At 47.7% G+C, this 13998-nt stretch carries 7 protein-coding genes and 1 pseudogene; 2 read left to right on the top strand and 6 right to left on the bottom strand.

Annotation, left to right across the window (positions count from 1 at the left end; genetic code table 11):
• Positions 1-108: 108 nt before the first annotated feature.
• Positions 109-528, bottom strand: coding sequence for a hypothetical protein (locus ACO0K1_RS19160; protein WP_423028660.1), 420 nt, complete (start codon positions 526-528; stop codon positions 109-111).
• A gap of 592 nt (positions 529-1120) precedes the next feature.
• Between ACO0K1_RS19160 and ACO0K1_RS19155 the strand changes: the two genes are divergently transcribed.
• Entirely contained in the window at positions 1121-3679 is a 2559-nt protein-coding gene (locus tag ACO0K1_RS19155) for a cation-translocating P-type ATPase (RefSeq protein WP_423028658.1), read from the top strand.
• 13 nt (positions 3680-3692) lie between these two features.
• Here ACO0K1_RS19155 and ACO0K1_RS19150 read toward each other — a convergent pair whose 3' ends face one another.
• The 4 genes from ACO0K1_RS19150 to ACO0K1_RS19135 are packed head-to-tail and all read right to left on the bottom strand — an operon-like array spanning position 3693 to position 8636.
• Positions 3693-4919 carry an ABC transporter permease gene (locus tag ACO0K1_RS19150; protein WP_186913006.1) on the bottom strand — a complete coding sequence of 409 codons (1227 nt, stop codon included), beginning with the start codon at positions 4917-4919 and terminating at the stop codon, positions 3693-3695.
• Positions 4919-5665: an ABC transporter ATP-binding protein gene (locus ACO0K1_RS19145; RefSeq protein ID WP_423028656.1), complete on the bottom strand. Its 747-nt coding sequence runs from the start codon at positions 5663-5665 to the stop codon at positions 4919-4921. Before ACO0K1_RS19145 ends, ACO0K1_RS19150 begins: the two co-directional genes overlap by 1 nt.
• Positions 5662-7131, bottom strand: a complete 1470-nt coding sequence (locus ACO0K1_RS19140) for an efflux RND transporter periplasmic adaptor subunit (RefSeq protein ID WP_423028654.1) — start codon at positions 7129-7131, stop codon at positions 5662-5664. Before ACO0K1_RS19140 ends, ACO0K1_RS19145 begins: the two co-directional genes overlap by 4 nt.
• Positions 7128-8636, bottom strand: coding sequence for an efflux transporter outer membrane subunit (locus tag ACO0K1_RS19135; protein WP_423028652.1), 1509 nt, complete (start codon positions 8634-8636; stop codon positions 7128-7130). Before ACO0K1_RS19135 ends, ACO0K1_RS19140 begins: the two co-directional genes overlap by 4 nt.
• An 878-nt stretch (positions 8637-9514) precedes the next feature.
• Between ACO0K1_RS19135 and ACO0K1_RS19130 the strand changes: the two genes are divergently transcribed.
• Positions 9515-13399: a response regulator gene (locus ACO0K1_RS19130; protein ID WP_423028650.1), complete on the top strand. Its 3885-nt coding sequence runs from the start codon at positions 9515-9517 to the stop codon at positions 13397-13399.
• Between the two features lie 480 nt (positions 13400-13879).
• On the opposite strand, the pseudogene ACO0K1_RS19125 reads toward ACO0K1_RS19130, so the two are convergent.
• Positions 13880-13998, bottom strand: a pseudogene (locus tag ACO0K1_RS19125) (IS30 family transposase); the annotation flags it as partial.

Raw genomic sequence — 13998 nt, 5'->3', positions numbered from 1 at the left:
CGGCATCATCTGCTTAAGGATGGCCTCCTTGCGTTCTGCTGGATAACGATTCACTGCATGTCTTTACTCCGCCCCAATACGGTTGATGTGAATTAATTGACGCGACATCTATCCTGACATAGGGGGCCATTCAATCTGTACCTGTAATTGATCGGGAGCGATCAATTTCCAGCAATAGAAGACTGAGAAAATATACCGATCTGTTCCATTGCTTGCTTCCGGAAGTAAACGTAGTTGCTCGCGTGAATCGGGTAGTACATGCTTCAGAGAGTCTTTGGAAGAATTTGCTGTCGTTGCCATTAATTCCATTGCAAATAAAGCAATGGAAGTGCTCGCACTTCTAATCTCTTCCACAATTTCTTTTTCATTGTCCTGAACAAGAAATGCTTGTTTTATGTATATGAAAGGCTTTTCTGCAACGAATCCATTACGCTCCGATACAGATTGTGCTTCTGCATTATTCATCCATGTCGTTAATCCACCCAAAAAAAATAAAAATATAGCGTACACACTAAAAAACTTTTTCATAAAATATTAACTCCAGTAGAAAATTGCTCCGCAAATAAACTCTTTCGAGAGCCGAAAAAATGGCTGTAATTTTATTTACACCATTGGATAACAATCGTGAATCCCAGCAGCTGCCCGTCGCTTGTCCATTCGCATAACCTTTATTAAAACAGAGCGACAGCAATAGCAATGACTGTTCTCATCATTGGACTAACTCGGAATTGTTTGGAAGCAATGACACTTCAAACTGTATCATTGTTTTTTTTGAAATATGATACTCACTGTACGGTACCAAAAAATAATACTTTTAGTATTGGTTCCGCATGAATTTGGGCGGCTGCAACAAGTTGTGCTCATCGACGATTGTCACCTCAGTTAAAAAAAGCGCCCGAGGTGAATGATGGGCAGCCAACGCAGACATATCCCAACAAAGTATGCATAAAATGCAAAGCGGTTCACATTCAGGGGTCTAATAGATTTTTTTCAGAGTGGAAGGTGAGCATCATCAAATCTTTCGCTCAGGCTTGTCCAACAGCGCGTTAGTGCACAGACGCACCATCTCCATTTGTATAGCGTTTTGATTCTCAGACACTTCAAGATTGCCGGGAACCACATGCCAGATACCACGAACATACTCACTGGGCTTAGCACAACGGAAGCGCAGCGTCGTCTGCTCAGTGACGGGGTGAATGAATTGCCAACCGCGAGGCCGCGCTCACTGCTGGGGATCGCCTGGACTATCGTGCGTGAACCGATGTTTATCTTGCTCATCGCTTGTGGCAGCATTTATCTGGTGTTGGGCAGCACGCAGGATGCCGCTATTTTGTTGGGCTCAGTGGTAATCATTATGAGCATGAGTTTTGTACAAGAACGCAAGAGTGAACGTGCGTTGGAAGCATTGCGTGACTTGTCTAGCCCACACGCACTGGTGTTGCGCGATGGCGAGCAAAAGCGGATACCTGGTCGAGAAGTCGTACGCGGCGATATCATTTTTTTGACCGAAGGTGATCGCGTACCGGCTGATTTATTTTTGCTCGACAGCTTGGGCATGACGATTGATGAGTCGTTGTTGAGTGGTGAATCCATCCCGGTGCGCAAGGTGCCCGGCAGCGAAGCGATGCCCAGATTTGCGGCACCTGGCGGCGATGATCACCCGTACCTGTATTCGGGGACGCTGGTGGTGCAGGGTAAGGGAAAAGCTCGGGTAGAGGCGACCGGTGCTAAAACTGTTCTTGGTGGTATTGGCAAAGCATTATTCACGCTGGAAGCGGAACCCAGTCATTTGCAAAATGAGACAGCGCATGCGGTCAGAGTCATTTCTGTTTCCAGCATTGTTCTGGTTTTAGTACTGACGATCTGGTACGGCGTTACGCGTGGCGATTGGCTGAACGGTATTCTGGCAGGTTTGACGATGGCGATGTCACTGTTGCCAGCAGAGTTGCCGTTGATTTTGACTATCTTTCTGGGTCTTGGTGCGTGGCGGATCGCCAGAAAGCAAGTGCTGACATGCCGCATTGCTGCGATTGAAATGCTGGGCGCTGCAACCGTATTGTGCGTTGATAAAACGGGTACCTTGACACAAAATCGCATGGCTTTGGCGCAGATCGTCGTAGAAGACCAGACCTATGTTTTTGTTGATTCAAGCGTGAAAACACCGGCAGATTTTTTAGAAATTTTTCATGAAACGCTGGAATTTTCTATGCTATCGAGTCAACGCGACCCCTTTGATCCGATGGAAAAAGCGATTCAGGAAGCAGGTCGTACCGCACTCGCTGGTACGGAGCATATTCATGATCGTTGGACATTGGTGGAAGAGTATCCGCTGTCGCCGCAATTGCTGGCGATGTCGCGGGTCTGGCATTCTCCTGATGGCGTTGATTATGTGATTGCCGCTAAGGGGGCACCGGAAGCGATGATTGATTTGTGCCATTTATCAGACGATGAGACGCAAAGTATTAATGCTCAGGTCGATCAGGTCGCAAGTCAGGGATTGCGCGTCCTGGCAGTCGCTAAGGCGAGTTTTCAGCAACATGCGCTGCCAGATATTCAGCATGATTTTGAGTTCAAGTTTCTTGGTTTGATCGCGCTGGCTGATCCGCTTCGACCCAGCGTCAGTGCGGCAATCTCACAATGTCATACGGCGGGTATTCGTGTCGTGATGATGACCGGTGATTATCCGGCCACTGCGATGAGTATTGCCCGCCAATGCGGCATCGCCAATGGCAGTGCCGTCATGACAGGAGTGGATCTCGATACGCTTGACGATGTGGAACTGCAAAAGCGCTTGGCGCAGGTCAATGTGTTTTGCCGCTTACAACCGCAACAAAAACTGCGATTGGTCACAGCACTTAAAGCCAACGGTGAAGTCGTTGCCATGACCGGTGACGGCGTCAACGATGCACCCGCACTCAAGGCGGCACATATTGGCATCGCGATGGGCGGGCGCGGCACCGACGTCGCGCGCGAATCGGCAGCACTGGTGCTGTTGGATGACGATTTTAATGCCATTGTCGCTGCCGTCGCGCTCGGCAGGCGTATTGTCGATAATATCCGCAAGGCAGTTGTGTTCGTGGTTGCTGCCCATATCCCGATTACTGGCATGTCGATGCTGCCAGTCATGATGGGATGGCCATTGATCTTGCTCCCTGTGCATATCGTTTTTTTTGAATTGATGATCGATCCGACTTGTTCTATCGTTTTTGAAGCGGAACCGGAAGAAGCTGATGTCATGAACAGACCTCCTCGACGCACCGATCAAAAAATATTTAACACTGAATTGTTGATGCTGGGGTTAAAGCAAGGTGTGATTTTGTTAGTGGTATTGCTGGCGGTTTATCTGTCGGCGCAATGGGCTGGATTGACTGTTGCTCAAGCACGTGCGCTGACTTTTAGTGGCATGATTGTCGGCGATATCTGGCTGATTTTTATTAATCGGTCGAGGTCATTGCCGCTACTTCAATCGGTGCGATTGCATAACCCGGCGTTGTGGAGTGTGGTTGGGTTCGCGTTATTGATGTTGGGGCTGGTATTGTATGTGCCATACATGAGCGCATTGTTTCGCTTCGATGCACCACCGCTGGGGTATTTGTGTGTGACGATTGCGGCAGTCAGCGGGCTACTTGTGTTTTGTCATCAATTCATCCGTGCCAAGGCGGTTCAAGATTCAGCCTGAGGCGGAGTAAAAATTATTCATGTCGTAGTGCAACGATAGGATCCATGCGAGCGGCATTGCGTGCCGGAAAATAGCCGAAAAGTATTCCAATGCCCGCAGAGAATACCAATGAAAGCAGATTGATCGTGGGATCAAATGCGTAAGGTACCTTCATCAGCCCTGCCAGAAAATACGAAGCGATAGTGGCGATCACGACACCCACTAAGCCGCCGAGCGCCGATAGCACCATGGCTTCAATCAGAAACTGCAAAAGCACTTCCTTTTCCAGTGCGCCTACGGCAAGCCGCAGGCCGATTTCACGCGTGCGTTCGGTGACGCTGACCAACATGATATTCATAATTCCTATGCCACCTACCAACAGACTCACTGCAGCCACGGCACCCAGCAGACTGGTCAGCACACCCATGGTGCTGGAGAGTGTTTCGGCGAGCTGTTGCGTATCGAAAATATTAAAGTTGTCATCATCGTGTTCAGCCAATTTCCGGCGCTCGCGCATGAGCTGACGCAGGCTTGCTTTGAGTGGTGCGCTATCGGCGTTTTCTTGCATGGAGACCATCAACATATCGACCCGATGTGACCCTGTTACACGGCGCTGTAGTGTATTCAATGGCACCACGACGGTATCATCCTGATCACCCATGCCGCTCTGTCCCTTGCTACCTAAAATGCCGATGACGTTGCAGGAAAATTGTTTGACACGCAATAATTCTCCTAAGCCTGTTTTGCCCGGCGTGCCACCAAAAATTTCGCGACGTACTGTTTCACCGATGATGCACACGGCGGACCCAGCGCGTTGTTCATCCGGATCGAATTCGCGACCACTGGCCAGCGTCCAGTTGCCGGTTTTAAACCATTCATTGGTGCTGCCAGATACACTGGTAATCCAGTTGCGGCCGTTCGCAATGACGGTGACGCTGGCACGGCCTAAAGGCGCTACTTGTGCTACGCCACCTATCTGCGCGGCAATCGCGTCAGCATCGGCATCCGTAAAGTGAGGAATACCAGCACTGCCTGCTCCCGAACCACCGCCACCGGGCCCGCGTTGACCGGGGCTGACAATCAACAGATTCGCCCCCAGACTGGATATTTGGGTATTGATCGCTTGCGTCGCGCCATTACCCAGCGTCACCATCGTAATGACGGCGGATACGCCAATGACGATACCTAAAATAGTCAGAAACGAGCGCAGCAAATTGCGCTGCACCGACCGTAGTGCGAGGATGAATACGGAAAACAGCATTAGGTGCTTTCGTTGGGATTCAGGGATGGTGGTGCCGCTGTCGCTGGATGCGGATTAATTTCATCCCTGGCGATGCGCCCATCAACGAACATCACCATGCGGCGGGCATAGGCTGCCATGTCAGGTTCGTGCGTTACCATGAGTACCGTAATGCCATGATCGCGGTTGAGTGCCATCAGCAATCCCATGATTTCATGGCTGCGCTGGGTATCGAGATTGCCGGTGGGTTCATCTGCTAGTACCACATCTGGTTGGGTGACAATAGCGCGAGCGATGGCGACGCGTTGTTGTTGGCCACCAGATAATTCGGATGGGGTATGGCTTTCCCAACCTCCGAGCCCAACGGACTGAAGCGCCACCGTTGCAGCAGCCCGGCGCACGCTGGCGCTATCGCCACGGTACAGTAACGGTAGTTCAACGTTTTCCTGCGCAGAGGTGCGGGCAAGCAGATTAAATCCCTGAAAGACAAAACCAAGATACTGGCGGCGCAGGCGCGCGCGCTGGTCGCGAGACAGCGCTTCAACATGGGCACCTTTGAATAGATACTGCCCGCTACTCGGTGTATCGAGGCATCCCAGAATATTCATTACAGTCGATTTGCCAGAGCCACTGGGGCCACTGATGGCGACAAATTCTCCTGCTTGAATATCGAGGTCGATTCCCTTTAATGCCATCAATTCGGCCGCACCACTGCCGTAGCGCTTGGTCACGCCACGCAAACTAATAAGGGGAGTGGCGCTGTTCATTTAGCTTTGGTACTAGTTTGATCGGTAATGACCAGCATGCCCGCCTGCAAATCACCGCCTGTGATTTCTGTCATATGACCGTCGCTGATGCCCGGTGTGACCGCTACAGCAACTGCTACTTTGTCACGCAGCACCCATAATTGCTTGGCGAGTGCCGTGCTGGCACCAGCCGCGGCTGACTTGCGATTGGTGTTGCCTGGAATGTGTGGAATCAGACTCGACGCCATGCCAGGTTTGGTTGCGCTTGACGCGGTGCCTGGCATGAAGCGCAATGCCGTGTTTGGAACCAGCAACACGTTATTGCGCTGCGCGGCGATAATCGAAGCTGTTGCCGTCATTCCAGGGCGCAGACTCATATCGGTGTTGTCGACATCAAGATATGTGAGGTAAGTGACAACAGCATCGGTAATGGTAGAGCCAAAGCCAACGCGGGTGATTTTGGCGGGGAATTTACGGCTCAGATAAGCGCTGACGGTGAATGTCGCATTCTGCCCGACCTTGACGGCGCCGACGTCGGCTTCATCAACATATACCCACAGACGTAGTTTGCTCAAATCGTCAGCTAACGTGAACAGCGTGACGGCTTGTAACGAGGCTGCTACCGCATTGCCGGGATCGACGGTGCGGGTCAGTATGATGCCGTCGGCAGGGGCTTTGATGGAGGCCTTGGACAGTGTGATCTGATCAGTTGATAGTGCGGCTTTTGCATCGTTCACACCGGCCTGGGCACTGAGATCGTCGGCTTTGGCGCGATCCAGCGTTGCACGACCGGTATCAAGTTCGGCTTTGGAGGGCACTTTACCTGCGGAGAGGATGGCGACCTCAGTCAGCCGCGCCATACTTGCCGTGGCTTCTCTGACCGTGGCCGAAGTCTGTTCAACTTTGGATTTCGCCGCATCCAGCGTGGCAGTGGAGCGCAAAATCTGGTCATTCAATTTCGCCGGATCGAGCACCAGCAGCACTTCGCCCTTTTTAACGATATCGTTGACATCAACATTGACCTTGAGCACCGTGCCGGAAAGTTCACTACCAATGTTAATTGAACGAATAGGTTGTAGCGTACCGTTGGCGGTCACGGTCAAGGTGATGTTGCCACGCGTCGCTGCTTGGGTGTTGTAGACCGGTAGCGCGTTTTGCGCATTACGTGCCATCCACCACCAGATCATGCCTGCAATGAATAGCACGAGCAGCATGCTACACCAGACCAATGGACGACGGTACCAGGATTTAAAACCCGGTTCGGCAAGCAGGGTACTTATATCGATTTTGCCGCGATCTTTCGCTGGCAAACTTGCATCAATTTTTGACGTCTGCGCGTTCCCCGCGGCCTGCGTAGATTGTGTAGACTGTGTCGTCTGCGTTATTTGTGCTGGTTCGATGTTGTGTGCCTCTTTGCTTTCCGACGGTGCCGCCAGGAGCAAAGCATCGTGCGACTGCGTGTCTGTCGTTGGGGCGGATTTCTTCATGGGATTGCGATCAGGTTAGACTCATTTTTTGTTGGATTTTTTATTGACATCTCAGACCTCGCATTTTTTATGAGATTCGTTTCACTTTCAGATTGCCATCCCCCACCAAGCGCCTTGTAAAGTCGAATTTGATCGCTGCTGACAACGGCGTATGCACTGGCGACGGCATCTTGCGTCATAAGTTGGGTAAGTTGGGTTTGTAATACGACCTGAAAATCAACGATTCCACTGCGATAGCGTTGGTTTGCAAGTTGAGACGCAATGGCGGCGGATTCACTTGCAATAGCCAGACTGTGATATCGCAACTGATCATTGCGCAATGCAAGCAGGGCATTTTCTACATCAGATAAGGCAGTCAACACGGCTGTTTCATACGTCAAATGTGCCTGATCAAACGCTGCTTGCTGCAAGCTAACTTGCGCACGTTTTGCGCCACCATCAAAAATTGGCAAGGTAACTTCACCAATCAGCGAACTGATCACTGACGCGCCATTGGTCAACATGCCTGCTGTTAATGCACTCAGGCCGATTGAACCGCCGAGTGCGAAGCTCGGCAGCCGCGCTGCTTCGGCCTGATTGACGCGCTCGCGTGCTGCCAGCACATTGTATTCAGCCGCTTTTATATCGGCTCGCTGGCGCAGCGTATCGGCGGGTATATGGACCGCAAGTTCAACCTTAGCCTGCGGCACCGGCTGTGCTGCCGATAACATCCATTCCAGTGTTTGCGGTGGTTGGCCAGTCAACAGAGCCAGAGCATACTGATTTTGAGAAATAGAAATCTGTAATTGCGGCATGAGTGCCCGCGTTTGCTCAGCGGCGGTGCGAGCTTGTTCGACTTCAAGAATAGTCAACAGTTCCGCCTTCTGGCGCCATTCTGTAATTTGCAGTATTTCTTCTTGGTTTGTCAGATTTTGTCGTGCGATGGCGAAGCGGGTCTGGGTGTCGCGTAGGCTGATATAAGTCAACCCTACTTCGGCGGCAATCATGACCTTTGTGTCGCCGAGTGATGCGTTGCTGGATAGCGCAGCGTTTTCGGCGGCATTACGTCCGCTTCTTGCGCCGCCAAAGATATCAGGTGACCAATTTGCAGCCGCACCCATCTGAAATAAATTGTTATTGGTTTCATTCAATCGATTGCGTTGTACAGACGCAGATCCGTCCAAAGTCGGCAGTAACGTTGCTTCTGCAATATCACGCTGTGCCCATGCCTGGCGCAACGCGGTCTGAGCGATTTTTATTGTCTGGTTGTTGTTGAGTGACTGGCTTATCAGTTGATTGAGAACAGGATCGTCAAACCTGATCCACCACGTTGTCAACGAGTCGTCACCCATCGTCGCTGGATTAGACCAATTTAGTGGTATCGCGAATGAAAGAGCCGGAGACGGCTGGGAAGTCGGAGAGGCACATGCACAAAGCACCAACGAGGTGATAAGCGTCGCCATAGAACCCGTGCGAGCCAACAGCATGCGTGAGTTTGATCCGTCGTTGACGTTACTATGTGACATCGGTTGTACCCCGCATTTTCTGTGGGATCGATACTCGATGAATGTCGTCCGATCGTCTGTTCGGGAACGAACTTTGACCATTACGTATGATGCAAGTGCCAAAGTATCGATGCAATAAATTTGTGATTACAACACGATTAAATTCGACGAGACGTTTTAGTCGATGGAGATCATCGACATGAAAAAATGCTAAGGCATTAACACGTTATTGCTAACAGACTCGATTCAAGATTATTCGAAGTAGCTTTTTAACTACATTTTTTATGAATTTGTAAAAATATGAATTATTTAATCTAAATGACTAAACCTTTTGCTCGGCATGTATGGATTTTATAAAAGTGCTTTATAAAATTCTTGGTTATGACAGCGAGATACACAAGACAATTTAAGATTTTTGCAAAAAATACATCGTTGATATGTTACTCGAAAAATCTTTAGGAAATGCGGTGACAACGCTGTTTTTGGATAAGGTTCATTGAAAATAAAGTAACTTTTATAACTGCGATTCCTTTTCTTTGGTTTTGTAAGAAAATGTTGATTAACAATATTTTGTTTCCTTAATGAAATATTGTTGTTTAAAATCGTGTGCACAATAACTTTGGTCGGTGCGCATCGTGAATTGTCGTGAAACGTTAGTTCACCCAGCAGATCATCGCGGAAAATAGTGAAGAAAGAGGGCAAAGTGTATTTTTAATAAACATAATATTTACCTGTTTGCAAACGTTAAAAGTACACTCAGGCACTGATATTAGTTGCCAAAATAACTAAGATGGCAGATGCTTTCTCTGCATCCTAATTGGACTGATCCGACTGATCCGACTGCTTAATGCAATGACTCAGAAATGATGTTAAATCACCACAATGAAAAACGATCAACGATGAGAGTTCTGCTTCTATCTTTGGGTGTCGCCTTCTTGTACGTCGTCTTCGGGAAATTTGGAGCGATGCTGGCAGTTTCTCCTGGTATTGCGTTACCAATTTTCCTACCCGCAGGCATCGCTCTAGCCGCAGTCTATGTTGGCGGTCTAAGCCAAATACCTGCAGTGTTTGTTGGAGCGTTGATCACTCACCTTTGGATCGCTGATGGTTTGGGCCAATTACCCGATGCAATCGGGTATGTTTCAGCAATCTTTATCGCGCTAGCCTCTTCCTTACAAGCCGGCTTGGGAAGTTGGTTGTTGAAAAAAGCGATTGGTTATCCCATGCGTCTGGATCGTATCGGAGAAATTGTTCGCTTTTCTTTGTTGACGCCTGTGATTTGTCTCGTTAGCTCGTCTCTTTCTAGTACCAGCCTACTGGCGCTCGGTGTTTTTAATTCTGAAAATTTTCTGTCCAACTGGGCTATTTGGTGGGTAGGCGATACGTTTGGCGCCATGTTGTTATTCCCATTGTCTTTGATTGCCGTTGGCGGGCCTCGAAATTTGTGGCGTCAAAGGAAAATTTCCGTTGGACTACCCATCGTCATAGCATTCTCGATTTTTGTACTTATTTTTTTTAAGGCTAATCAATGGGAGTACGCTGATTCACTGACTGATTTTCGTAAAACTTCGTTGCATGTACAAAATGAACTGCAGGCAAAATTAAGTGAGCAAGAATCCCTGCTTGAGCAGATGGCAGGGTTAATGATGCAAGATAAAAATTACGCTGTTAAACGAGAAGGTTTTCATCGTTTTGTTGAGCGATCATTAGTTCATTTTCCTATGATTCAAGCATTAGAGTGGGCGCCACATATCAACGAGAATCAACGCGAAGAATTTAAAAAATTACAACGAAAAGACGTTCCAAAATTTGACTTAAAGGAACGCGATGCGCAAGGAAAACTAGTTATTTCCAAAGTGCGTAGTTTTTACTATCCAGTCACCTATGTAGAGCCGCTTTCAGGTAATGAACCTGCGCTTGGCTTTGACCTGTCCTCTAATCCCGTGCGATCCCAAGCGATTCAGAGAGCGATCACTTCTGGCAGAACGGTCATTTCTGCGGCCATAAAATTGGTGCAAGAGCGTCAGCAGCAATCGGGTGTACTTTTGATATTATCGGTCGATCCAGGTAATCCACAATCGGATGTCGTTTTAACGGTGTTGCGGATGGGAGACTTCATGGAAAATGTGCTGCAAAGAACCCGCCCGATGCTCTATACAAGGCTGATCGATCTGGGAGAAAAAAAAGCAATTTATGACAACTTCGAATCGCAAGATCGCACAAATTTAATCGCGTATTCTTTTTATTTTGGTAGCCGTCACTATCAAATAGAAACAGCACCGACGCCCTATTACTTAGCTTCGCATCGCAACTGGCAAAGTTGGGCATTATTGGTTGTCGGTATGCTAGGCACTAGTTTGCTTGGTTCGCTCTTATTGATCGGATCCGGTTATGCATCTCGTATAAACCAGGAGGTAAAAGCGCGAACCAAGGAATTAGTAGCAGCCAAAAAAGAAGTAGAAAAAGAAAATCAAAAAAGACGCGCATTGCTACAGAACGCAAGCGATGGATTACACATTTTGAAACGTGATGGGACTTTGATTGAGGCCAGTGATTCATTTTGTACGATGTTGGGGTATCCGCGGGAGGCGCTTATCGGTTCTCACGCAAGACTATGGGATGCCCAACTTTCTGATGATGAATTGACTAATGCCATTGAACAGCAATTCAATTTAAAAACGCTATCGCGTTTTGTCACACGTCATCGACGAAAAGACGGAAGTATTATTGATGTGGAAATCAATGGTATGGCACATCAATCCGATGGCGAAACTGTATTGATTAATTCATCGCGGGATATCACTGAAAGGATTCAATCGTTAGCGCAATTAAATCATGCCAAAGAACTAGCTGAAGGAGCTAGTCGTGCTAAGAGTGATTTTCTGGCTAATATGAGCCATGAAATCCGTACGCCGATGAACGGCATTATCGGCATGACTGAATTGGCGCTGGACACGGATTTAAGTGAAGAGCAAAAAACCTATCTCGAATTGGTGAAATTGTCCGCCGATTCTTTACTCACTATTATTAATGACATTCTCGATTTTTCGAAAATCGAAGCAGGGAAAATGCAAATCGATCATATTGAATTCGATTTGCTGGATATGCTGTCTCAGACCGTGCGTTCGATGGCATTAAGTGCGCATAAAAAAAATCTGGAATTATTGATCGACATTGATGCCAGTATTCCGAAGATATTGCTTGGTGATCCGGGTCGTCTGCGGCAAATTTTGGTCAACCTCATCGGTAATGCAATCAAGTTCACAGACAGTGGCGAAGTCGTTATCAAAGCTACGGGGTCAGTGGATCCATCCAATTCTGATGTACTTTTACTGTCTATTGCCGTCAGAGACACTGGTATAGGTATACCTGCGACCAAATTTCAAGCGATCTTCGATTCGTTCTCGCAGGCTGACACGTCCACCACGCGAATTTATGGCGGTACGGGACTTGGGCTTTCTATTTCAGCGCGCTTGGTTCATTTGATGGGCGGAAAAATTTCACTGGAAAGCGACGTAGGTCACGGTAGCACGTTTTATATTAATGTTGCGCTTGAACGGGTTAGACAAAATTCGCTGATCCAAGACGACACGATGTCTCTTAAAGGTATCCGCGTGTTAGTCGCAGACGACAATTTAACACATCGTCAATTGACAGAAAATTTGTTGCGTCGATGGGGAATGCTTCCCACTGCGGTTGCAGGCGGACGCCAGGCGATTACAGAGGTCGCCCGCGCGGCTACGGCAAATGAACCTTATAAACTTTTATTGCTCGATAACCGCATGCCTGATTTGGATGGCTTTTCTGTGATTGATGCGCTACGAATGCAACACATCGATGACGTGTCTGTCATTATTATGCTTACCTCCGATCGACAACACGAAGACACCGTGAAATGCAGTGAATTAGGTGTGTCGACATATCTGCTCAAACCCTACACACAATCCAGTTTGTTTGACGCAATGATGAATACATTAGGGCTCAAAGATAAATCAGAACCTGTCCGTGTTGCACGTCAATTTTTACCTGAAGCGCCGCACAAGCTACATGTGTTGTTAGCAGAGGATAACGCAGTTAATCAGGCGTTGGTTAAAGGCTTGCTAGTCAAGTTTGGCCACACCATTGACATTGCACAGAACGGACTTGTTGCCATCGAAAAGTGGCGTACTGGTGACTATGATTTGATTTTGATGGATGTGGATATGCCATTGTTAAACGGATTTGATGCCACGATGCAGATCCGTCATCGTGAAGAGAATGGAGCAAAAGGTCATATTCCTATTATTGGATTGACCGCGCACGTCGTCGAAGGTACTCGCGAAAAGTGTTTGACAGCAGGGATGGATGGTTATTTGAGTAAGCCAATTAATACCGAGGCCTTATGGCGAGAGCTGAATAAGTTAGGTCAGACTCGGGCTCCCGAAGAGGCAGAAAAAGTACCTGAAAAAGAAGAATTACTCATTGCGGATTTTGTTAAAGCACGCATTAACTTTGATGAAGATCGCGTGATTTTTGAAAAAATTGTTGAATTGTTTTTACTTGAAGCCCCCACCTACGTGCAGCAAATAAAGGATGATGCTCAACAAAATTCATTCGAAAATTTACCGCGTCATGTTCATACACTGATGGGGATGTTAGGAATCTTTTCTGCTGAGCGCACCATGGCGGTTTTAAAAGTTCTCGGGCAAGAAGCAGGTCGCTCGGATGTCGGTGCATTGATGGTCGAATTGGATAATGCATTTGCAGAATTAAAACTGGCAATCCGTTCATACCAATGGGATTGAACTGAGGTGAGATCGTCAGTTATCCCGAATGTCGGCATCGAATAAGTAATAGTCGTTGTTATCGCTAAAATTGCCGGCGTTTTTTATGGGCAATGAAACCGCTTTATTGAACTCATTCAAGTCTTTGCGGAACTGAATTGCTATCAGCATACGGCGTTTAACGTCGTAGACAATTTTTCGATTTCTAATAAAACTGACATCTGCGCGCAGCCTATTATTTTGGGATAACCAGCCAAGTTTCTTTCTCATCATCGGGGAAGGCGTTGGCAGGTTCTTCTAAAAGAGACAGCTTTCAAAAAAAAAGACACTGGAGCTTAAAAACGATCACGGACTTTGTATGCTTGCTTGTTGTCTGATTTTCTGTGGCCTACGCATTTTTTTGACGAGATGGTTGGTTAGTTTTGAAAGTTTTGTATTTGTTTATTCAAAATTTTATTCCTATACTTGTTTTCATTGCATGATAAAAAACTAGTCGCGAGTTCAATTTTGAAGTGCAAGCGTATTTTTGAAGAATACCTGATTGGGTGTAAGGTATCCTAACCTTTTTCTTGGTCGATTATTCAGTCTATTCATGGCGTGATCAATCTCCTGTTGTGTAA

This window comes from Undibacterium sp. SXout20W (genome assembly GCF_049340285.1).
Taxonomy (GTDB): Bacteria; Pseudomonadota; Gammaproteobacteria; order Burkholderiales; family Burkholderiaceae_D; genus Undibacterium.
Note: the sequence above shows the minus strand (reverse complement) of the source record. Positions and strands in the feature narration are given on the sequence as shown.